Raw genomic sequence first — 21,656 nt, 5'->3', positions numbered from 1 at the left:
GGAGTCAACATGTTCCTGTTTTGTTCATGTAGACGGTCCCATCATGCAGGCCCCCGATCGCCAACAGCGCCTCTCCGCGCTGCGCGACATCATTGCCGATATCGAGCGAAAGCCGGCCCTGGCCGAGGCGCGCCAGAGCGTGGTCACGGCGGAACGGGACAGCTTTCCGAGCCTCGCGCCGGGCCTGTTCCAGGAGGTGTTCACCGATTCGGCCCGCAATGGCGGCGCCAGTTTCGGCTTTGCCCTCAGCCAGTCCAAGACCCTGCTCACGCCCCGCCGCCCGGTCATCGTCTACCTGCAGCTTTTTTCCGACAGCCAGTTCTTCGGCCTGCCCTATGGGCCGGGCCTCGTCGCGGAGGATTTTGATCCGGCCTGCCTCATCATGGTGCGCCCCCGCACCATGGCCGAACTGCTCTGGGTGGCCGAGGAGGCGCTGAGCTGCCGGGCCGTGGCGGGGATTGTTGCCGATATTGGCGGGGCCCCCAAACTGCTCGATTTCACCGCCAGCCGGCGCCTCGCCATGCGGGCCGCCGAGAATGGCACTTCGCTTTTCCTTTTGCGCTATGGCACCGCCCGCGAAGCCAGCGCCGCCCATCTGCGCTGGCACCTCACTCCGCTGCGCTCGGCCCGGCAGGATTTTGACCCCGGCGCGCCCGGGGCCGCCCGCTGGCGGCTGGCGCTCGAGCGCGGCACGACGATGAAGCGCCCCGGCGCCTGGTTCCTGGAGTGGACGAAAAATGGCTTTGCAACCCTTCCTGCCGGGCCCCATGGCGCGCCTCGATTTGCGCCGGAACCGGCGTTTCCTGGCGCTCTACCTGCCGCACTGGCCGACGGATTATCTCAAACGGCGTAATCCCGCCCTCAAGGGCCCCATGGCGCTGTTCGAGCGCATCAAGGGCGGGTTGCGCCTCGGCGCACTCGACAGCGACGCCATGCGCGAGGGCCTGCGGATCGGACAGAACTTGGCCGACGCCCGCGCCATCCTGCCGACCCTCACCGTCGAGGAGCTCGACCGCCCCCTGCTGGCCGCCGCCTTCGAGGATTTTGCCGACTGGCACTCCAATGCCAGCCCCATGGTTTCGGTAATGACCGATATCAGCCCCTATGGCGATCTCGTGCTCGACATTACCGGGGTGGATCATCTCTTCGGTGGGGAGGCAAAGATGCTGCGCACCCTGCTCAGCCGCCTGCGCGCGCTCGATTATACCGTGGCCGGTGCTATAGCCCCCACCATCGGCGCGGCCTGGGCGGTGAGCCATTTCGCCCGCAGCCAGATCGTGGCGAACGATAATCTGGTGCCGCTACTCGACACAATGCCGATCGGGGCGTTGCGGCTGACAGCGCAGCAGATTTCCACCCTCGCCCAGATGGGGCTCACCACCATTGGAAGCCTGCGCGAAAAACCGCGGAAATCGCTGCAGGCCCGGTTCGGGCAAAGCCTGCTGCTCCGGCTCGACCAGGCCTATGGAGAGATCGAGGAGCGGATGACGCCGCGCCTGCCCCAGGCCGACTATAATGTCGAGCGCCGCTTTGCCGACCCGATCGCGCTGATGGACGACGTGCTGGCCACCACCCATGATCTGGCCGTGCAATTGGGCTGTACGCTCGAAAAGGACAATCTGGGGGCCCAGAGCTTTCACCTCTTTCTCTACCGGGTCGACCACAAGGTGATGACCCTCTCGCTCAATGCCGCAAGGCTGACGCGCGACCCCAGCCACATCACCGATCTCTTCCGCAACCGCGCCCAAAGGCTCGAAGCCGAATATGATGCCGGTTTCGGCATCGACATGGTGCGGCTGGCCGCCGGCTCCATCGACCGCATGGATGCGGTGCAGATGGGGGTTTTTGCCAAGGCCAGTGGTGAGGAGGATGTGAGCCGTCTCCTCGACCGCATCGGCAGCCGGCTGGGTGTGGAGGCGGTGCTGCGCAACCAGATGATGGCGAGCCATATTCCCGAACGCGCAGTGCGGCTCGTGCCGGCCATGGCGATTCCGGCGCAAAGCCAATTGCCGCCCGGCCTGCCCAAACGGCAAAGACCCCTGCGCCTCTTGCCCGCGCCCGAGCCGGTGGCCATCAATGCCGAAGTGCCCGATGGCCTGCCCGCCTCGATGATCTGGCGGCGCGACAGCTATCGGCTGGTCAAGGGCGCCGGGCCCGAACGGCTGGGCGCCGAATGGTGGCGCAGCGGCGAACGCCTCAAACTGGTCGAACCGCCAAAACCAAAACCGGCCGAACCCGGCGAGGCCCCACGGCCACCACCCTATGTGCCCGAGCTCGACCTCTTCGATCCTGAGGCCAGAACGCGGGACTATTACGTGGTCGAGGATGAGGAAGGCCGCCGCTTCTGGGTGTTCCGCCTCGGCTTTTATGGCGGGCCGACCCCGCCGATCTGGTATCTGCACGGGTTCTTTTCATGAGCCAGATTGTTCCCCTTGTCGGGCAGCGGCCGAGCCGGCCGGCGCAAAAAAGCCCACCGACCCCCCATGCCGAGCTGATCACCACCAGCAATTTTTCCTTCCTGCGCAGTGGCTCGCACCCGGAAGAACTGGTGGCGGCGGCCATGCAGATGGGATTGTCCGGGCTCGGCCTTTGCGACCGCAACAGCTTTGCCGGCGTGGTGCGCGCCTATGTGACCGCGAGGGACAACAGGGAGAATTTTCCGTCCTTTCGCTATCTGGTCGGCGTGCGGCTGGTGTTTTCCGACGGCACGCCCGACATCATCGCCTATCCCACGGACCGCACGGCCTATGGGCGGCTCTGCAAGCTTCTTACGCTCGGCAATAAGCGCGGCGAAAAAGGCAATCCCGATCTGCGCTTTGAAGATTTGTTTGGACGCAACGACCCCGTGTCGGACATCGAACACGGGCCCACGGAAAATTTCGGCCAGGGGCAGCTTTTCATCCTTGTGCCCGATGAGGGGGATTGGGGCCACACCGAAGCGACGCTCTCGCGCCTTTCCCAAGCTGCACCGGGCCGGGTCTGGGTGGCTGGAACGGCAAAATTCGACGGGGGGGATCGCGCCCGGCTCAATCGCATCGACATTCTGGCGCGCCGGCATGGCGCGGCCATGATCGCCAGCAATGACGTGGCCTATCACGAGCCCGACCGGCGCATGGTGCTCGATGTGGTGACCTCCATCCGCGAGCATGTCACCCTCGACGAAGCCGGTTTTCTGCTCTCTGCCAATGCCGAACGGCATCTGAAGACGGCGCGGGAAATGAACCGGCTTTTTGCCGAGCATGCCGATGCCATTGCCCAGACGATGATCTTCATGGGCCGGATCAGCTTCTGCCTCAGCCAGCTCGAATATAATTACCCCGAAGAAACCGTGGGCGATGGCGAGACGGCGCAGGAAACGCTCGAACGCCTGACCTGGGCGGGCGCGGCAAAACGCTTTCGCGACGGGCTGACCGACGCGATAAAACGCTCGATCTGGTCCGAGCTGAGCCTGATCGGCTACAAGGGCTATGCCGCCTATTTCCTGACCGTGCACGACATCGTCCAGTTTGCCCGTCACGAAAAAAACATTCTGTGCCAGGGGCGCGGCTCGGCGGCCAATTCGACGGTCTGCTATTGCCTCGAGATCACCGAGGTCGACCCGCGAAAAGCCAATCTCGTCTTTGGCCGCTTCATCTCCACCGAGCGCGACGAACCGCCCGATATCGACGTCGATTTCGAGCATGAGCGGCGCGAGGAAGTGATGCAATATGTCTACAACAAATATGGCGGCCGCCGCACCGGGCTGACCGCCAATGTCATCTCCTATCGTTCGAAAAGCGCCATTCGCGAGACCGGCAAGGTGTTTGGCGTTTCCGACGATGTGATCGGCGCTTTCAACCAACTCCATTGGGGCTGGGGCGCGGGCGTTGACCTGCGCAGCGTCGCCAATATCGGCCTCAACCCCGATGACCCCATCCTCGCCCAGATGTTCGAGGTGGTAAAAGTCCTGCGCGGCTTTCCCCGGCACCTCTCCCAGCATGTGGGCGGCTTCGTCATCACCCGCGATTCGCTGGAAAGCCTCGTGCCGATCAGCAAATCGGCCATGGACAGCCGCACCATCATCGAATGGAACAAGGACGACATCGACGCGCTGAAAATCCTCAAGGTCGATATCCTGGCGCTCGGCATGCTGAGCTGCCTGCGGCGCGCCTTCGAATTGATGGATGAGCACTACGACCATCAGGTCACGCTGAGCGAGCTGCAGAACGAGGAGTTTGCCGACCCCGAAGGGGCCAAGCCGGTCTATGAAATGACCCACCGCGCCGACACGATCGGGGTGTTCCAGATCGAGAGCAGGGCGCAGATGTCCATGCTGCCGCGCCTCAAACCCAAGGAATTCTACGACCTCGTCATCGAGGTGGCGATCGTCCGGCCAGGGCCGATCCAGGGCAATATGGTCCATCCCTATCTGCGGCGGCGGCAGGGTCTGGAGAGGGTGGACTATCCCAGCGAAGCCTTGCGGGCGGTGCTCCACCGCACGCTGGGCATTCCGCTGTTTCAGGAGCAGGCGATGCAGATCGCCATTGTCGGGGCCGGCTTTTCACCGGGCAAGGCCGACCAGCTGCGCCGCGCCATGGCGGCCTGGCAGCGCACCGGAAAACTCGCCCAGTTCCACGACGATTTCATCGGCGGCATGATCGGCAATGGCTATACGCCCGAATTTGCCAAGCAGAGCTTTGCCCAGATTCAGGGCTTTGCCGAATATGGTTTTCCCGAAAGCCATGCGGCCAGCTTTGCGCTTTTGGTCTACGCCTCGTGCTGGCTCAAATGCCATTATCCCGATGTCTTCGCCTGCGCCCTGCTCAATTCCCAGCCCATGGGCTTTTATGCGCCCAGCCAATTGGTGCGCGACGCCGTCGAACATGGCGTGACGGTGCGGCCGCCCGATATCAACGTCTCCGATTATGACAGCACGCTCGAACCCGATATCGGCTCTGCCCCCGATCGGGTCTGGCCGCGCCACCGGGAAATGGCGCCCCATGTCTGGACCGCAAAGGCCATGCGGCTCGGGCTGCGGCAGGTGGAGGGGCTGGCCAAGAAAGATATCGAGCGCCTCGTCGGCGAGCGGCTCAATGGCCCCTACAGCTCGGTGCGCGACCTCTGGATCCGCACCCGCATTCCTGTTTCCAGCCTCGAAAAACTGGCCCAGGCTGATGCCTTTTCATCCTTCGGGCTCAACCGGCGCGAAGCCCTCTGGGCGGTGAAGGGTCTCGTGGGAACCCATGGCGCCGACACCCTGCCGCTGTTTGCCGCCCTGCCCGCCGAGGCCAGCCCCAGTGAGGAGCCGGCCGGCCTGCCGCTGATGGCGCCGGGCGAAGAAGTGATCCACGACTACGCCACGCTCTCGCTCTCGCTCAAGGGGCACCCGGTGCAGTTTTTGCGGCCACTGCTCGACGAGCGTGGCACGACCCGATCGGCGAACCTGATGACAGTGACACCCGGCCACAGGGTGGAAGTGGCGGGACTGGTGCTGGTACGGCAACGGCCGGGCACGGCGAGCGGGGTGATCTTCGTGACGCTCGAGGATGAAACCGGGGTGGCCAATATCGTGGTCTGGCCAAAACTGTTCGAAAACGACCAGATGCGCAAAACCCTGCTCTCGGCGCGCATGCTGGCCATTTCAGGCCAGGTGCAGCGCGAGGGGCTGGTGATCCATGTGATCGCTGATAACATGGTCGATCTCACCCCGCAATTGCTCGATCTCTCCCATGGCAAGGATTTTGGCGACAAGATCATTGCCCGCGCCGACGAGGGCAAATCGGGCCCGCCCGGCAGCCAGAGCCGCGACCGCCAGGCCCTGCGGGACCAGGAAATGGCGCGCCGCCGGGCCTATGCGGCCATGCCCAGCGGCCGCAATTTCCATTGAGCTACAAAAGCGTGTCGATGGCCTGGGCGAGATCGAGATCCTTCTGGCTCACCCCGCCCGCATCATGGGTGGAGAGGGCAATGCGCACCTTGTTGTAGCTATTGGACCAGTCCGGATGGTGATCCGCCTTCTCGGCAAGAAGCGCCACCCTCGTCATGAAGGCAAAGGCCTGGGAAAAATCCTTGAAGGAAAATTCCCGCACCAAGGTTTTGTCGTCGCGATGGTGTTGCCACTCACCCAGCTTTGCCAGACCCGCTTCGAGTGCGCCGGCATCGAGTTTTTCGACCATTTTTCCACTCTCCTGTTCATCAGGCTCAATTCGGACCGCGGCAAATCGATCCACCGCCGCCACCTTAACGCTTCATTCATCCTTCCCCGGAATTTCCGCAGCAATCTCGGCCCGCAAGCTATTCTGGCAAGGCCCTGTTAAGGCCTCTCGCGCGCAATGCAGCGGTAACCGGGGGAATACCGTGCTGATCTCAGCCCGCAAGACCATGCCCGCCTTGGACTACGTGTCCCTTATCCGCTCGGTCTATGGCGACCGGCGGGCGCTGCTCGCCGGAGCCTGCGCCAGCGCGGGGGTGGCGGCCATGTCCGGGATCAAGGCCAATGCCCCGGTCCTGTTCGCGGTTGCCGCCATCATCCTGATCGTGGGGATCGTCCGCTTCGCCAATATGCGCGCCTTCTGGGATGCCGGCATCGGCGCCGAAGATGCCGAGGCGGCCGAACACTGGGAAAACCGGGCGCTCTGGGGCGGCGCCATGGTCGCGCTGAGCCACGGCATCTGGTGCCTCGTCGCCATTCTCTTCGTCCAGGAACCCTTTGCCGAACTGGCCGCCTGCACCCTTTCGATCGCGTCGACCGTCGGCATGGTGGCGCGCAATTTCGCCCTCGATCGGCTCATCACCATCCAGACCGTCGCGCTCAGCGTGCCGCTTTGGGTGGCCATGCTGCTGCGGGGTGATATCTATCACGCCATGCTTGCCGCCATGCTGCTGGTCCTGCTCATCAGTTTCCGCAAGCTGGCCGGCGATATCAGGGCGATCCTGATTTCGGCGCTGCACGGCCGGATCGAGGTTTCGCGGCTGGCGGCCGAGCTCGACATCGCCATCACCACCCTCGCCCATGGCCTTTGCATGCTGGACGAGAACGGCATCATCACCGTGGCCAATTCCAAGGCCAACCGCACCTTTGCCCGGCTCGGCATCTTCAACCTGACGGGGCGCCCCTTTGCCGCCGTGCTCGAAGCGCTGGCGACCAGTGGCAAGGTGCCGCGCACCGCGATCGACCGTCTGCGGGACATGATCACCCGACCATCCTCGGGCAAGGTATTGCTGGCGCTGGGGCCCGGCATCTATTTCGAGGTAACGATCAGCGCCCGCAAGCAGCGTTGCGTTCTCCTCTTCGAGGATATCAGCGAGCGCGTTGCCGCCGAGGAGCGCATCAGCTTCATGGCCCATCACGACACGCTGACCGATTTGCCCAATCGCAGCCATTTCAACCAGCTGGCGAGCGACGATCTCTACGCAAGGGCCCTGGCGCGTCAGGCCAGTGCCCTGATGGTCGTCGATGTGGACGAGTTCAAGCACGTCAACGACACGTTTGGCCATGTGGTCGGCGACACGCTGCTGCGCCAGGTGGCCCAGAGGCTGCGTCGCGCCGTGCCGGCAAACGCGCTGGTGGCGCGGCTTGGCGGTGACGAATTCGTCGTGCTGGCCGGCTATGAAGGCACCGACCATGCGGCCAGCCTCATAGCCGAGGCCATCCGGCAGGCCTTCGTGGCGCCCTTCCTCTTTGAGGATCTGACACTCAACGTCGATGTCAGCATTGGCCTCGCCACTGCGCCGGCCAGCAAGACGACGCTGGAAGAATTGATGACCAAGGCGGATCTCGCCCTCTACGCCGCCAAGGGCGAGGGCAAGGGACGTGCGCAGCTGTTCCACGCGCAGATGGATATCGACTACCATTATCGCCAGCGCCTCAAGACAGATCTGCGCACGGCCATCGCCCGCGGTGAACTGAGCCTGGCGTTCCAGCCCCTGTTCGATATCGAAACCCGGCGGGTCGTGAGCTGCGAGGCCCTGGCGCGTTGGACCCATCCCGAGCTTGGCCCCATCGCTCCGGCAACTTTCATCCCCCTGGCCGAAGAGATCGGCCTCATTTCCGACATTACCGCTTTCATGATCAAGAGCGCGACGCGCGAGACCGCCGGCTGGCGCGGGGACGTCGGCGTCGCGGTCAATATTTCGGCCCGCGATTTCCGCGGCCTCGACCTGCCGAGCATTGTGGAACAGGCGCTGGCCGCGTCGAGGCTGGAGCCGGACCGGCTGGAACTCGAAGTTACCGAGACCGCCCTCATCGAGGAACGGGACCTGGCCCAGAAGGTGCTGACGCATCTGGCCGATCGCGGGGTATCGATTGCGCTCGACGATTTCGGCACCGGTTATTCGTCGCTGAGCTATCTCAACGCCCTGCCGCTTGCCAAACTCAAGATCGATCGCTCCTTCATTACCAATATCGACACCAATCCACGCGCCCTGCGGCTTCTGACCGGCGTCGCCCGGATCGGTCGGGACCTCGAATTGACGGTCGTCGCAGAGGGGGTCGAGACCCAGGCGCAATTTGAAACCATGCTGGCCCATACCAGCGTGCAGCAGGTCCAGGGCTATCTGTTTAGTCGCCCCCTGCCCGCCGCCGATATTGCCGAATTGATCCTCCGCCTCAATGGCGCCCCCTCGCGGCAAATAACAAACGTAGTTAACGCAATCTAAGCGATTGTGATTATTACCACAATTCTGTGGAACAGCAGCCAGGCCCGCTACAGGGGTCAAATTTCCCCATGCGGTTATGGTGAATAGAAGGTTAATATCCCTTCGACTTTTCGGGGGGCAGGTAATGAGTGAGGCAACCGAACAGGCGACCGGCGCGTCGTCGCGCTTCGCAACGACTTTGATCGATCTGCTCGATCGGGTTCGATATCGGCGGGTGTCGGAGAACGAACAATTCGATCCGATCTATCGCCTTCGCTACGAAGCCTATCGGCGGGAGGACTTCATTCCCTTCAATTCGCAGGGCGTCACGCGGGACGAGTTCGACGACCTGCCCAATTGCTACTGCTTCGGCGTCTATATCGACGACCGCCTGGTCAGCTCGCTCCGCTTTCACCATGTGACATCGCAGACGCCCCACTCGCCCTGCATGTCGGTCTGGCCCGATATCCTGCGGCCCCATCTCGATGCCGGCCGCAATTTCATCGATCCCGGCCGGTTCACGGCCGATTTCGACGCCTCGCTGGCCTTTCCAGCCCTGCCCTACCTGACCTTGCGCCTCGCAGCCATGGCCTGCGAATATTTCCCCGTCGTCTATTGCATGTCTGCAGTACGACCCGAGCACACGGCGTTTTATCGACGCGTGTTCGGCGCCAAACCCCTCGGGGATCAGCGCAGCTACGCCAATCTGGCCTTTCCGATGCAGCTTTATGCAGCCGAAGTGCCGGTCATTCGCGACATGGTCGCGCGCCGCTATCCCTTCTTCATGTCGACGCCGGACGAGCGGGAGGCGCTTTTCGGCAGCGGCCAGCCCAACGTCCCCGCCATAGCGCCCACGGCGCGCCTGGCACAGCGGCTGGAAGAACTCGAAAAAGTCGGCTGAGAAGAATGGTGCCGCTTAGGTGACTCGAACACCTGACCCCATCATTACGAATGATGTGCTCTACCAACTGAGCTAAAGCGGCATTGCGGACCCCTGGGTCCGATTTGATGGGCGTCTTTTACTGAGGGTTTTCAGAAGGCGCAAGAGGCAAGACGGTCTGCTGTGCAGCCAAATCATTTGATCCGCCCGGCACCATCGCGGCAAGGGCCGTGGACCGGCTCGTGCTCGAGACCGGCACCTTCCACTCGAAGGCGTCAAGTCGGCCGGTAACCGGCGAAACCGGCTCCCATTCGTCGCTGATCATGCCATCGGCGGTCCAGACCGGATCGCGCGGCGCCCGCATGGCCCGGGTCAGCCATTCGCGGGCCTTGCCCTGGTCGCCATGCTCGCCCTCTTCGATCTCGGCCATGAGGCTGGCAATGCCCTGCGTGGCGTCCGAGCCCGCAAAAGGCGTCAGGATCTGGCGCGCCAGCGGCCAGTCATAGGCGTCTATCGCCGCACGGGCCAAGGTCATGGCGGCGGCGCGATGCGGCGCCGGTATCTCGATGATCTCCTGCGCGCGCTTCAGCCGCTCCACCGCCGACGCGCCGGGCTGGGCATGGGCATAGAGCGCTGCGATATCGGGATGGCCGGTGGCCCGCCAGATGCGCCGCAAGAGGCTCATCGCCTTGCGCGTCTCGCCCTGGTTGATGTGAATGCGCGCAGCGATGAGGGCCGCAGGCACAAAATCGGGCAGGAGTTTGAGCGCCGTCAGGGCGTGTTCGAGCGCCATGAGCGGCTGGCTGGTTTCGGCTTCGCGGGCCCGGGCTGTCTCGATCACGGCCTGGCGACGCCGTTTGCGCGCCTTGTCCTCGCGACTGGCCGCCGCCTCAAGATTGACCATGGCCACCGCTTCGGCCCATTGGCCGCGCTTGACCAGATCATCGAAAACGGCGCTGGACGCCCATTGGCTGTCCGGGGCAAGGGCGAGAGCCTTGCGCGCAAAAGTGAGGGCAGCTTCCGGGCGATTCTGCGCCCGCGCCTGCTCATGCAGCCCCGCCAGCGCGGCAAGAGCGGTGTGTTCGCTGGCAATCAGGGAGCGATAATGCTCTCGCGCCGCCGGCATGTCGCCCAGGGCCAGATCGGCACGCGCCTCGAGAAGCCGCGCCGCCGAATTTTCGGGAAGGCGGGCCTGGGCCTCCTTGGCAAGGGCACGGGCCCGACCGGGATCGCCTGCCTGCAGCGCGATGAAGGCATCAGACAGGGCATCGACGCCCTGTTGCCGCTTCTTGGCCGCCCGGCGACGGGCCATGATCCTGGGCGCGATGATGATGCGGCGGATCACCGTCCACAGCACGATGACGACAAAGGCGGTAACGAGGAACAGGACCACCGCCGTGCCGAGGCGGGGCTGCATGCGATAGCCCGCGATTTCGAGCGTCAAGGTCCCTGGCAGAGCCATGATCCAGGCGCCAAGGGCGGCAATGACGAGGCTGGATACGATCCAGAGTGCGAGCCTGATCAAGACGCGCCCCCTTCGCCCAATGCCGTCTGGCGCAATTGCGTCAGGAAGGCGGATGCCTGGGCCTGGGCCGCGATATCACTCCCGACAGAACCGGCCGCAGCCTGCATCCCCGAGGGAAGCTGCGCGAATTCCTCGGCCGCGGCACCGAAATCGCGACGGGCCAGGGCCGCCTCGAGGCGCGCAATGATGGCCTCGGGGTCATTGCCCTCGACCTCGCCGGTGGGGCGCAGGGCGATGATGCCACGGAACCATTCGGCGGTCGCACCCTGCCAGCCTTCGCTGCTTTCGAGCGGGCGCGCGGCCAGCATGTCGGGGAGAACGGCGTTGAACTCGGCGGCGATGACTTCCGGCCGCTTGATGCCGGAGGCGGCATTGGCCGTCACCATTTCTGGCACGGTCAGATCCGGCAGCGCCGCGCGCATGGCACGCAGCGCGTCGGCATAATCCCGGCCATTGGCGAAGGCCGTCTCGAAGCTGGAGAGAATCAGCGGCAGGCGCGCCTGGTTCTGGTCTGCGCCGGCACTGGCCTCCTGCGCGGTTTCGAGCGTATCCACACGACCGCCCATGGCGTCGAGAGCGGTGCGGAGAGAGGCAATCTGCTGGTCGAATTCGCCGAGCCCGGACTGCAGGGCCGTAATCTCTGCCGAGTAATCAGTGCTCACATCTGCAGATGCGGAGTTCTGCGCTGCCATCTCGTCGAGACGAGCCTGGAGTGTGGTGATTTCCGCCGTCAGCGCATCGAGTTGGGCCGTATCAGCCGGCGCCGCTGGCGATGCGGCGACACTCGGTTCGGCCGCAGGCGCGGTTTCCAGGGCACCGACGCGATTGGTCAGCACCGAAAGTTCGCTCTGAATGGTGTCGGTAACTGTCTGCAGCTCCGGCAGCGCCGTCGAAATCTCGGCGACGCGCGGATCGGCCGCCGGGGTCTCTATGCCGGGCGCGGGCCAATAGCCGAGCGCAGCCAGCCCATAGGCACCCCCGAGGCCCAGCACGCCACCCAAGACACCGGCCAACCAGGCCGGGCTCGACGATGCCGGGCGGGTTGGCACCGGAGGCGGCACGGGTTTTGGCGGAATGGGCGGCACGCTCCTGGACGGGCCGGCATCGACCGGGTCCGGCTTCTTGTCGCCGGCTGTTTCAAAAGGCTTGCTCTCGCCCGGTTTGGCCTCGCCGGCCTTGGTCTCGGTCGCGGGCCGCGCCTTGCCTTCGAGCACGGGCGGTTTGACCGCCGCGGAGCGGGCAGGCTTTGGGTCGGTCGGTGGGGTCAGCGTATCCTTGGGGTCAGCCATGGGCCATCCTTCCTCCATTTACCGATCATGGCCCAGTTTGCTCTCGGGCAAAAGCCAGCGCCAGCGTCATCATTGCGTCTTCATCGGGGTGATCTGCGAGATGGACCCGGGTGAAACGGTTCGCCAGCAAGGGCCGGGCGACCTTTTCCGACATGCAGATCAGCGCCAGTCTTTCTCGGGCGTCGGCCGAAAGCATCGATGTCGCGGCACAGAAAATTTCGGCCGTGCGCTGCGAATAAACAAGGACAGCACCGATCGCGCCCTGTTCTAGCTTTTCCGGCACGCCATCGGGCATTTGCGGCTGGGCCACCATGTCATAGACGGTTGATGTGACAACCATCAGTCCGTGCGGGGCAAGAGCATGGGCCATGTCGCCGCTGAGATGTTTTCCGGCCGGATAAAAGACCGGCCCCTCGATCCGCGCGAGGGCAATCAGCGTCACGAGGCTCTCGAGCGTCCCGGCGGCCGCCTTCACATCGGAAAACCCCATCTGCCGCGCTTCGTGGGCGGTGCGATCGCCGACGGCAAAGACCCTGAGATGGCTATAGGCCGAGAGCGCATCCTGATCGGCCAGGGCGCGCAGCGCATTGGTGCTGGTCACCGCAATCGCCGCGAACCCGTCGGCGGGCGGCAGGCTCGGCGTCAGCGTGCGGCGCACCATCAGCGGGGCAGCGATGGCCTCAATGCCAAGGGCGTCGAGACGGGCAACGCTCGACTGTGCGTCGGGCTCGGGACGCGTCACCAGCATCAACATGCATTCACCCCTGCCATTGGGCCAGCCAGTCGGGCCCGGCCTGGGCCAGAAGCTCACGGCCGACCTTGTCGCCCAGGCGGAGCGGGTTGCTGTCGCTGCCTTCAGCGCGGAAAGTGGTCTGGCCGTCGAGGCTGAGGATCTCGCCCTTGAGCGAAAAGACGCCGTTGGAGACGGTGCTCAGCGCCCCGACGGGCGTTCGGCACGAGCCGTCGAGCACGGCCAGCATGGCGCGTTCGGCGGCAATGGCGGAATGGGTTGCGGCATGGTCGAGCGGAGAGACGACATCGGCAAATCGCGCGTCGCCCGTACGGATGGCGATGCCGATGGCGCCCTGCGCCGGAGCCGGCATGAAATCGTCCGGCGACAGAACCGACGTCACCCGATGCACCTCGCCCAGCCGGTTGAGGCCGGCCATGGCCAGAAGCGTGGCATCGGCGACGCCGTCCACAAGCTTTTGCAGCCGCGTGTGCACATTGCCGCGGAACGGCACGATCTCGAGGTCCGGACGCAGGCGCTTTGCCTGGGCGGCGCGACGGATGGAGGAGGTGCCGAAGCGCGCCCGCTCGGGCAGGCTGTCGATATCCTTCACCGAAACCGACATGAAGGCGTCACGCACGTCTTCGCGCTCGAGAAACGCAGCCAATTGCATGCCCTCGGGCAGGCCGGTGGCAACATCCTTGCTCGAATGCACGCCGATATCGATTCGACCCGAGAGCAGCGCCTCGTCGATTTCCTTGGTGAAAACGCCCTTGCCGCCCATGGTGGAGAGGCTGACATTGGAGGCCTGGCTGCGGTCTCCTCCGGTGGAAAAGACCTCGATCTCGATCTCTTCTTCGGCCACCCCATGGGCCGTTGCGATCAGTTCGCGCACGAGTTTGGCCTGGGCCAGCGCCAAGGGGCTGCCACGTGTTCCGATCCGGGCGAAGGGGGCTGACGATTGCATTGTCCGTCCGTCCTAGTGTAGGCGATAAGCTCGCTGATGGGAGTAGACCACTCGCCGTGACCGGGCAAGCACAAGCCACCATTCTGGGCATTGAGACCAGCTGCGACGAAACCGCCGCCTCCATCGTCGTGCGGGATCAATCCGGACGCGGGCTCATTCGTTCCAACGTTGTCCGCAGCCAGCTCGACGAGCATGCCGCCTTTGGCGGTGTGGTGCCCGAACTGGCGGCGCGCGCCCATGTCGAATGGCTCGACCACATCATTGCCCAGGCGCTGGACGAGGCCAAAATGGACCTTTCCGAGGTGGACGCCATCGCCGCGACCGCTGGGCCCGGCCTGATCGGCGGCGTGCTGGTGGGCCTCACCACCGCCAAGGCGCTCGCCGCCTCCATCGACAAACCCCTCCTTGCCATCAACCACCTCGAAGGCCATGCGCTGACGGCGCGGCTGACCAATGGGGTGGCATTCCCCTATCTGATGCTGCTGGTGTCGGGCGGGCACAGCCAGTTCGTGCTGGTCCGCGGCGTCGGCGACTATGAGCGCTGGGGCGGCACCATCGACGACGCCCTCGGGGAAGCCTTCGACAAGGTGGCCAAGCTCTTGAGCCTCGGCCATCCCGGTGGCCCGGCCGTGGAAGCCATCGCCAAAAAGGGCGACCCCAAGCGGTTCAAATTTCCGCGCCCGCTGCTGCGCGAAGCCCGGCTCGATTTTTCGTTCTCAGGTCTCAAGACGGCGGTGCGCCTCCAGGCCGAAGCGCTGGCCCCGCTCAGCGACCAGGACGTTGCCGATATTGCCGCCAGTTTCCAGGATACGGTGGCAGCCGTGATCGAAACCCGCGCCGGACAGGCGCTGGGGAAGTTTGCCGAACTGTTCCCGGGACAGGAGAAGCGCCTTGTCGTTGCCGGTGGCGTCGCTGCCAATCAGCGCATCGCCGCAGCACTTGAGGGCGTCTGCGCGACCCACCATGCGCAGCTCGTCGTGCCCCCCATCGCGCTTTGCACCGACAATGGCGCCATGATCGCCTGGGCCGGGGCCGAGCGGCTGGCGCTGGGTGCACAAAGCGCGCTCTCCGTCGCCGCCCGCCCGCGCTGGCCGCTCGATGACCCTGATATGAATGTGAACCCCGATGCCGCTTGAGAGTGTCTGCGTGATCGGAGCCGGCGCGTGGGGCACCGCCCTCGCCCAGGCCGCGGCCATGGCCGGCCGCACCGTCCACCTCGTCATGCGGACGCCCGAGCGCGCTGCCGCGCTCAATGCCGGCCACACCAATGAAAGTGCCCTGCCCGGCCTGCCTCTGTCGGAGCGAATCAGGGGGACGAGCGAAGCGGTCCCGGCGGATTTCTTCATCCTCGCGGTTCCCGCCCAGGCGACACGGACCGTGCTGGATACGCTCGACATTCAGTTGCTCGCCCAAAAGCCGGTTGTCCTGTCGGCCAAGGGGCTGGAAACGGGAACGCTCGCCCGCCAGAGCGAAATCCTGACCGACATGGCGCCGGCCATCCCCTATGTGCTGTCCGGCCCGAGTTTTGCCGCCGATGTCGCGGCTGGCCGGCCGACCGCCGTCACCCTTGCCGGGGACGATGCCGATGCGACCTCCGATCTTGCAGCCGCCCTCGCCGGTCCAAGCTTCCGCCCCTATGCCGCCGATGATCGCATCGGCGTCGAAATTGCGGGCGCCCTCAAAAATGTCTACGCCCTGGCCTGCGGGGCTGTGGAAGGCGCTGGTCTCGGCGCCTCGGCCCGCTCGGCCCTGATTGCCCGAGGCTATGCCGAAATGGCCCGCATGGTCGCCGCCATGGGCGGGTCGGCCCATACGCTGACCGGCCTTGCCGGTCTGGGCGACCTCACCCTCACCTGCACCTCGGTCCAGTCGCGAAACTATCAATTCGGCATGGCGCTCGGCGCCGGTCGGCGCACCGAGGATATCCTCGCCGGTGGGGCAAAGCTGGCTGAAGGCGTCGCCACCGCCCCCGTTGCCGCCGCGCTGGCGAAAAGCCTTTCCGTCGATGCGCCGCTGATCGACGCCGTCGACGCCTTCGTCGCCGGACGCGCCGACATTGCCACCATTGTTGCGGGGCTGATGTCCCGTCCGCTCAAGAGGGAACACTGAAAATGCTCTATGCCATGATTGCCAAGGATGCGCCCGGCGCGCTGCAGACCCGGCTCGATACCCGCCCGGTCCATCTCGACCATCTCAATAGCCTGGGCAAGAAACTGGTCTTTGCTGGCGCCCTCCTGGATGCCGACGAAAAGCCGGAAGGCTCCATCGTGATTTTCGAAGCCGACAGCCTGCAGGAAGCCGAGCAGATGGCGGCGGCAGATCCATTCGTGTCCGCAGGCGTCTTTGCCAGCTATGAAGTCAAGCGCTGGCGCGTGGCCATCAACACCACCGGCGTGGAGTTCTGATCCATGGCCTATTGGCTGATGAAGTCCGAGCCGGACGTCTTTTCCTTCGAGGACCTCGTCGCCAAGACAGCCAGGGGCGAGGCCGAAGAGTGGCATGGCGTGCGAAATTACGCGGCGCGCAACAATATGAAGGCGATGGAAGTGGGCGATCTCGCCTTCTTCTATCACTCCAATATCGGCAAGGAGATTGTGGGGATCATGAGAATAGTGGTTCCCGCCCACCCCGATACGACCGCAGACCTCAACGCCAAGGGCGAAGTGGTCTGGGAGTGCGTCGATGTCGAGGCGGTAAAGCCTTTTCCGCGCCCAGTGACCCTGGCCGAAATCAAGGCGACGCCTGACCTGACCGAGCTCGAACTGGTCAAGCTCTCCCGCCTCTCGGTGTCAAAAGTCTCCGAGGAGGAATGGAACCTGCTCTGCAAGATGGGCGGGCTCTAAAACCTTTCCACTAGAGTTCCGGTCCCTTGTCGCGCGGCACGAAGGTGAATTCGGCCTCGTTGCCGCCGGCGGGATCATCCGAGACTTCAATGGCAAGATCGCCCTTTTCGAGGGCAGAGAACCATTCTTCCCAACTGACCAATTGATATCCATCGACGCGATCGGGGCCCTCATTGCCGGTGGCATTGAGCGCATATTGCCCGAATGTCAGCTGCAGGACCGTCCGCATGCTGCTGCCATCGGGCACATCCATCAGCATCGGATTGCCGCCGCGGGCTTCGGCCCATTCGCGAATGGCCTGCCGATCGGTCAGAATCTGGGACATGTGACGCTCCTTTATCGTTTGCAGTGAGAAAGGCATGTCGGGCCTGCAAGGTTCCACATTCCCCCTCGGGCGCGCTCCTGCTAAAGGAATGCCCCCCAGAACAGGAAAACAAGCCATGGCACCGGGACAGAACCGCATATTGATGGGCAAGATCGGCGCCGCCCACGGTATCAAGGGCGAAGTGCGCATCACCTCGTTCACGGGTGAGCCCGAAGGACTTGCCGATTATGGACCGCTCGAGACGGACCGTCCCGGGCTGATTGTCACCATTGAAGCCGCGCGGCTGGGCAAGAACGTACTCGTCGCCCGCCTCAAGGGCATCCGGGATCGCGATGCCGCCGAAGCGCTGAATGGCGTCAGCCTGTTCATTGCCCGCGAGCGTCTGCCCGAACCGGAAGACGAGGACGATTTCTACCATGCCGATCTGATCGGCCTCGATGCGCGCCTCGAGAACGGGGTCAGCATCGGCGCCGTCTCCGCCCTGCCTAATTTCGGCGCCGGCGATCTGCTCGAAGTGCGCGACCCGCGCTCTGGCGACACCTTTCTTTATCCCTTCACCAAGGCCGTGGTGCCCTCGATCCACATCGACAAAGGCTATCTCGTGATCTCCCCGCCGCTCGACGCGGATCCTGGCGAGGAAGAGCCGGCGTGATCTTTTCGGCAGACATTATCACCCTGTTCCCCGAACTGTTTCCCGGGCCCCTTGGCGCCTCGGTGCTGGGCCGGGGCATGGCTGACGGCCTCTGGTCGCTCAAGGCCAACCAATTGCGCGATTTTGCCACCGACCGGCATCGCACAGTGGATGATACGCCTTCCGGCGGGGGCGCCGGCATGGTGCTCAAGCCCGATATTCTGGCCAGGGCCATCGACAGTGTCGCGCCCGAAAATGACCCGCGCCCGCGCATTCTGATGTCGCCGCGCGGAAAACCGCTGACCCAGGAACGCGCGCACCAGCTCGCCGTCGGGCCCGGCGCGGTCATCGTCTGCGGGCGATTTGAGGGTGTCGACCAGCGCGTCATAGAGGCCCGCCAGCTCGAGGAGATCTCGATCGGCGACTATGTGCTGGCCGGCGGCGAAGTGGCCGCCATGGTGCTGCTGGAGGCCGTCGTGCGGCTGATCCCCGGCGTCCTGGGCGCGCTCGACAGCCGCGACGAGGAAAGCTTTGAAAACGGGCTGCTGGAATATCCCCAATATACGCGCCCGCAAAGTTTCGAGGATCGCCAGATTCCGGCCGTGCTGACATCGGGCGACCACGGCAAGATCGCCCGCTGGCGCCAGGAACAATCCCTCGCCCTGACCCGGGAACGGCGCCCCGACCTCTTCGCCAGGGTTCAACCCACCGCGTCCAGGCCCAAATCGCGCTGATTGCAATGGCGAGGCGGCAAATGGCCCGCCAAGGCTGGACTCTTGGCGTGATTTCGCCTATGAGCCGCCCATTCGTGTGACCGGCAATTCGGAGCTGGTCCGCGGCAAGAAGAAAAAGACGACCCTCCGTTATCAACCAAGACCGGGTGGCGGGCCCTGCAAAGAGCCCTGCAATCACCCCTGAGAAAAGATCAGAACGGATCGACAATGAGCAGCATTATCGAACAGATCGAGGCCGAGCAGGTTGCCGCCCTCTCCGCCAAGCGCCAGCTTCCTGACTTCACCCATGGCGATACCGTCAAGGTGTGGGTCAAGATCCGCGAAGGCGACAAGGAACGCCTCCAGGCCTATGAAGGCGTCGTGATCGCCCGCTCCGGCGGCGGCATTATGGAAAGCTTCACCGTGCGCAAGATTTCGTACGGCGAAGGCGTGGAACGCGTGTTCCCCATCTACTCCCCGAACGTTGCTTCGGTCGAAGTGATCAAGCGCGGTAAGGTCCGTCGCGCCAAGCTTTACTATCTGCGCGATCGTCGCGGTAAGTCGGCTCGTATTTTCGAATCGACCAATTCGCGTACCCGCAAGATCGAAGCGTCCGAGCGCACTGCCGCTCACGCCGCCAAGGAAGCCCGCGAAGCCGAGAAGATCGCTGCTGCCGAGGCATTTGCCGCTGAGCAGGCTGCCAAGGACGCGGAAGCCGCAGCAGCCGCTGCTGCCGCCGCCGCCCAGGCTGCCGCTGAAGGCGAAGCCAAGAGCGAATAAGATTTGCTGGCCAGCCTCCGGGCGGGTCACTGAAGTCTGCGAACCCGGCTCCTTCATTGGCGCCGGGTTTTCTTATGCCTGATTCACGTGAAACGTCCGCGATACCCCCAGCGCCTGCCCGAGGACGAACCCTGCTGACACACCCTGTCCGCACCCAGCCATTTCCGGCTTTACCCGGCAAGCCTGCTTGGTGATAAGAAGGCCATGCCCGTCGCCTCTTTCATAGCGGATCCGCAATGACCCTTTCCGTCGTCACCTGGAACATCAATTCGGTTCGCCTGCGCATCGGCATGGTGCTCGATTTCCTGGCCCAATATCAGCCTGACGTGCTGATGCTGCAGGAGATCAAATGCACCAATGACCAGTTCCCGCGGAACGCCTTTATCGAGGCCGGCTATCCGCACATGGCCGTGCATGGGCAAAAGGGCTATCACGGCGTCGCCATTGTCTCGGAATTTCCGCTGACCGATATTTCCAGCCGGGTGTTCTGCGAAATCCCCGAATCACGCCACATCTCGGCCTTGGTGGACATCGGGCATGGTCCCCTCACCCTGCACAATTTCTACATCCCGGCCGGCGGCGACGAGCCTGACCCGGAGATCAACCCCAAATTCAAGCACAAGCTGGGTTTCCTCGACGAGCTGAAATCCTGGTTCGGCGAGCCGATGTTCTCGCGCGGCCAGTTGATTGCCGGCGATTTCAACATCGCCCCGCATGAAAATGACGTCTGGAGCCACAAGCAATTGCTCAAGGTCATCAGCCACACCCCGATCGAGACCGAGGCGCTCGACGCCCTGCTGACGGGCGGACCTGGCTGGGTCGACCTCGTGCGCAAGCACGTGCCCTATGACCAGAAAATCTATAGTTGGTGGAGCTATCGCGGGCTCGATTGGGAAAAATCCGATCGCGGCCGGCGCCTCGACCATATCTGGGCCACGCCCGATGTGGCCGAACATTGCATTGCCGCAGAAATCATCCGACCTGCCCGCGGCTGGACCGACAAGCCGTCCGACCACGTCCCGGTCATCGCGCGTTTCACGCGGCCATAGGGCCTTAGCGGCCTTTCATCTTGCGGCGGAGGGGATCGAGGGCGTTCAGATAGGAATTGAGCTCCCGCTCCACCCGCTGCACGGCCTTCTGGGCCAGGTCGGGGTAGTTGCGCAACAGCTTGAGAAACGCCGTACGGGGAACGAACAACAACTCGCAATCGGTAACGGCGGTAATCGTCACCGGTCGCGGCTTGTCGAGAATGAGAGCTGTGGGAGAGATGACACTGCCCGGCTCGGACAGGGCGTAGGGCTTGCCGGCTTCCGGACCCTCATGCCGCGCCTTGAGCGTGCCTGAGATCAGCACATAGGCGCCCTTGGGGACGTCGCCAGCCTTGTAGACGACTTCATCGGCATCAACGCGCTGCCGATCACTGGCAAAGCCCAGCATGGCGCGCTGTTCGTCCGTGCACATATCGAAGAAGTCAGCCCGCCCGAGGACAGCGGCTGCATCGTCCATTCTCATTCGTCAGACCCAACTGCGCCCGCCCGCCGGATGCCGCTCCGGCGGGGTCAACTCAATTCCTATAGGGCAGTTCGATCCGCTGTTGAACCTCTTTGTCCCGATCAGGGGACAAGACGATAACCACCATCTTCCGTCACGAGGAGACGGGCATTGGAGGGATCGCGCTCGATCTTCTGGCGCAGCCGGTAGATGTGGGTTTCCAGCGTATGGGTGGTCACCCGGTTATTATAGCCCCAGACCTCCTTGAGGAGGACGTCGCGTGTAATGGTCTTGGGGCCCTGGCGGTAAAGATACTTCAGGATCGACGTTTCCTTGTCGGTCAGGCGCACCTTTATGCCATCATTGGTCTCCAGCACCTTGGCGGCCGGCTGAAAGCTGTATTGACCGATGGTGAAGACCGCATCCTCGCTCTGGTCGTGCTGGCGCAGTGCCGCGTTGATACGCGCCAGGAGAACCGGGAAGCGGAAGGGTTTGGTCAGGTAGTCATTGGCACCTGATTCGAGGCCCTTGATCTCGTCGGCCTCGCTGTCATGGCCGGTCAGCATCAGCACGGGGCTTCGGATCCCCTCTTCGCGCATGATTTTAACGGCTTCGCGCCCATCCATGTCCGGCAGCCCGACATCAAGGATGGTCAATTCAATATTGTTCTCGCGCAGCGCTTTGAGCGCGTCGTTGGCAGTGCCGGCCTCGTAGATCTCGAACTCGGCTTGCCCTCGCAATTGCTCGACCAGGGTTTCACGAAGATCCGCGTCGTCGTCCACAACAAGGATGCGTCGCTTGTTCATAAGGTTCTCCGGTCAATAGCTTTGGTCGACCAAGGTCACATCATTGCGACTGCGTTTAGG

Annotated in this window: 21 protein-coding genes and 1 tRNA gene; 13 read left to right on the top strand and 9 right to left on the bottom strand. The window is 63.9% G+C overall.

Annotated elements, in window-relative coordinates; all coding sequences use genetic code 11:
- The first annotated feature begins 43 nt into the window (after window positions 1-43).
- From N0P34_RS01160 to N0P34_RS01150, 3 genes are read left to right on the top strand one after another with little or no spacing between them, the layout of a single operon-like run.
- Window positions 44-853: a hypothetical protein gene (locus N0P34_RS01160; RefSeq protein ID WP_275605197.1), complete on the top strand. Its 810-nt coding sequence runs from the start codon at window positions 44-46 to the stop codon at window positions 851-853.
- Window positions 738-2,417, top strand: coding sequence for a DNA polymerase Y family protein (locus N0P34_RS01155; protein ID WP_275605196.1), 1,680 nt, complete (start codon window positions 738-740; stop codon window positions 2,415-2,417). The genes N0P34_RS01160 and N0P34_RS01155 overlap by 116 nt, the downstream gene beginning before the upstream one ends.
- Window positions 2,414-5,866: an error-prone DNA polymerase gene (locus tag N0P34_RS01150; protein ID WP_275605195.1), complete on the top strand. Its 3,453-nt coding sequence runs from the start codon at window positions 2,414-2,416 to the stop codon at window positions 5,864-5,866. Before N0P34_RS01155 ends, N0P34_RS01150 begins: the two co-directional genes overlap by 4 nt.
- A gap of 1 nt (window position 5,867) precedes the next feature.
- Here N0P34_RS01150 and N0P34_RS01145 read toward each other — a convergent pair whose 3' ends face one another.
- Complete coding sequence (locus N0P34_RS01145; RefSeq protein ID WP_275605194.1) at window positions 5,868-6,155, bottom strand: 4a-hydroxytetrahydrobiopterin dehydratase; 288 nt, start codon at window positions 6,153-6,155, stop codon at window positions 5,868-5,870.
- 181 nt (window positions 6,156-6,336) lie between these two features.
- Here N0P34_RS01145 and N0P34_RS01140 point away from each other — a divergent pair, with 181 nt between their 5' ends.
- A complete protein-coding gene (locus N0P34_RS01140; protein WP_275605193.1) occupies window positions 6,337-8,637 on the top strand; it encodes an EAL domain-containing protein in 2,301 nt (766 codons plus the stop codon).
- A gap of 124 nt (window positions 8,638-8,761) precedes the next feature.
- Window positions 8,762-9,517: an acyl-homoserine-lactone synthase gene (locus N0P34_RS01135; protein WP_275605192.1), complete on the top strand. Its 756-nt coding sequence runs from the start codon at window positions 8,762-8,764 to the stop codon at window positions 9,515-9,517.
- 6 nt (window positions 9,518-9,523) lie between these two features.
- On the opposite strand, the gene N0P34_RS01130 is transcribed toward N0P34_RS01135, so the two are convergent.
- The 5 genes from N0P34_RS01130 to hemC all read right to left on the bottom strand — a co-directional run bounded on the left by N0P34_RS01130 (window position 9,524) and on the right by hemC (window position 14,007).
- Window positions 9,524-9,599: transfer RNA gene (locus N0P34_RS01130), tRNA-Thr, on the bottom strand.
- Between the two features lie 36 nt (window positions 9,600-9,635).
- Complete coding sequence (locus N0P34_RS01125) at window positions 9,636-11,021, bottom strand: heme biosynthesis HemY N-terminal domain-containing protein (protein WP_275605191.1); 1,386 nt, start codon at window positions 11,019-11,021, stop codon at window positions 9,636-9,638.
- Window positions 11,018-12,310, bottom strand: a complete 1,293-nt coding sequence (locus N0P34_RS01120) for a hypothetical protein (RefSeq protein WP_275605190.1) — start codon at window positions 12,308-12,310, stop codon at window positions 11,018-11,020. Before N0P34_RS01120 ends, N0P34_RS01125 begins: the two co-directional genes overlap by 4 nt.
- A 25-nt stretch (window positions 12,311-12,335) precedes the next feature.
- The gene (locus N0P34_RS01115; RefSeq protein ID WP_275605189.1) at window positions 12,336-13,064 is read right to left on the bottom strand and encodes a uroporphyrinogen-III synthase; all 729 of its coding nucleotides are present in this window, start codon (window positions 13,062-13,064) and stop codon (window positions 12,336-12,338) included.
- A gap of 4 nt (window positions 13,065-13,068) precedes the next feature.
- A complete protein-coding gene (hemC, locus tag N0P34_RS01110; RefSeq protein WP_275605188.1) occupies window positions 13,069-14,007 on the bottom strand; it encodes a hydroxymethylbilane synthase in 939 nt (312 codons plus the stop codon).
- Window positions 14,008-14,087: 80 nt separating this feature from the next.
- Between hemC and tsaD the strand changes: the two genes are divergently transcribed.
- From tsaD to N0P34_RS01090, 4 genes are read left to right on the top strand one after another with little or no spacing between them, the layout of a single operon-like run.
- Complete coding sequence (tsaD, locus tag N0P34_RS01105; protein ID WP_275607049.1) at window positions 14,088-15,143, top strand: tRNA (adenosine(37)-N6)-threonylcarbamoyltransferase complex transferase subunit TsaD; 1,056 nt, start codon at window positions 14,088-14,090, stop codon at window positions 15,141-15,143.
- A complete protein-coding gene (locus tag N0P34_RS01100) occupies window positions 15,133-16,116 on the top strand; it encodes an NAD(P)H-dependent glycerol-3-phosphate dehydrogenase (RefSeq protein ID WP_275605187.1) in 984 nt (327 codons plus the stop codon). The genes tsaD and N0P34_RS01100 overlap by 11 nt, the downstream gene beginning before the upstream one ends.
- A gap of 2 nt (window positions 16,117-16,118) precedes the next feature.
- On the top strand, window positions 16,119-16,412 hold the full coding sequence (locus N0P34_RS01095; protein ID WP_275605186.1) for a YciI family protein: 294 nt from the start codon (window positions 16,119-16,121) through the stop codon (window positions 16,410-16,412).
- Window positions 16,413-16,415: 3 nt separating this feature from the next.
- Window positions 16,416-16,850 (top strand): EVE domain-containing protein, encoded by a 435-nt coding sequence (locus tag N0P34_RS01090; protein ID WP_275605185.1) that lies wholly within the window; start codon window positions 16,416-16,418, stop codon window positions 16,848-16,850.
- 10 nt (window positions 16,851-16,860) lie between these two features.
- Here the strand turns inward: N0P34_RS01090 and N0P34_RS01085 are convergent, their stop codons facing one another.
- Entirely contained in the window at window positions 16,861-17,175 is a 315-nt protein-coding gene (locus N0P34_RS01085) for a hypothetical protein (RefSeq protein WP_275605184.1), read from the bottom strand.
- A gap of 115 nt (window positions 17,176-17,290) precedes the next feature.
- Between N0P34_RS01085 and rimM the strand changes: the two genes are divergently transcribed.
- The 4 genes from rimM to N0P34_RS01065 all read left to right on the top strand — a co-directional run bounded on the left by rimM (window position 17,291) and on the right by N0P34_RS01065 (window position 20,348).
- On the top strand, window positions 17,291-17,827 hold the full coding sequence (rimM, locus tag N0P34_RS01080) for a ribosome maturation factor RimM (RefSeq protein WP_275605183.1): 537 nt from the start codon (window positions 17,291-17,293) through the stop codon (window positions 17,825-17,827).
- Window positions 17,824-18,540 carry a tRNA (guanosine(37)-N1)-methyltransferase TrmD gene (trmD, locus tag N0P34_RS01075; RefSeq protein WP_275605182.1) on the top strand — a complete coding sequence of 239 codons (717 nt, stop codon included), beginning with the start codon at window positions 17,824-17,826 and terminating at the stop codon, window positions 18,538-18,540. The genes rimM and trmD overlap by 4 nt, the downstream gene beginning before the upstream one ends.
- A 207-nt stretch (window positions 18,541-18,747) precedes the next feature.
- On the top strand, window positions 18,748-19,299 hold the full coding sequence (gene rplS, locus N0P34_RS01070; RefSeq protein ID WP_275605181.1) for a 50S ribosomal protein L19: 552 nt from the start codon (window positions 18,748-18,750) through the stop codon (window positions 19,297-19,299).
- A gap of 236 nt (window positions 19,300-19,535) precedes the next feature.
- Complete coding sequence (locus N0P34_RS01065) at window positions 19,536-20,348, top strand: exodeoxyribonuclease III (RefSeq protein WP_275605180.1); 813 nt, start codon at window positions 19,536-19,538, stop codon at window positions 20,346-20,348.
- 4 nt (window positions 20,349-20,352) lie between these two features.
- Here N0P34_RS01065 and N0P34_RS01060 read toward each other — a convergent pair whose 3' ends face one another.
- Both N0P34_RS01060 and N0P34_RS01055 read right to left on the bottom strand, forming a co-directional pair.
- Window positions 20,353-20,805, bottom strand: coding sequence for a cyclic nucleotide-binding domain-containing protein (locus N0P34_RS01060; protein WP_275605179.1), 453 nt, complete (start codon window positions 20,803-20,805; stop codon window positions 20,353-20,355).
- A 107-nt stretch (window positions 20,806-20,912) separates the two neighbouring features.
- A complete protein-coding gene (locus N0P34_RS01055) occupies window positions 20,913-21,596 on the bottom strand; it encodes a response regulator transcription factor (protein WP_275605178.1) in 684 nt (227 codons plus the stop codon).
- Window positions 21,597-21,656: the final 60 nt, after the last annotated feature.

The organism is Devosia sp. FJ2-5-3 (assembly GCF_029201545.1).
Lineage (GTDB): Bacteria > Pseudomonadota > Alphaproteobacteria > Rhizobiales > Devosiaceae > Devosia.
The sequence above is the reverse complement of the archived record's forward strand: the minus strand, read 5'-3'. Positions and strand labels throughout refer to the sequence as shown.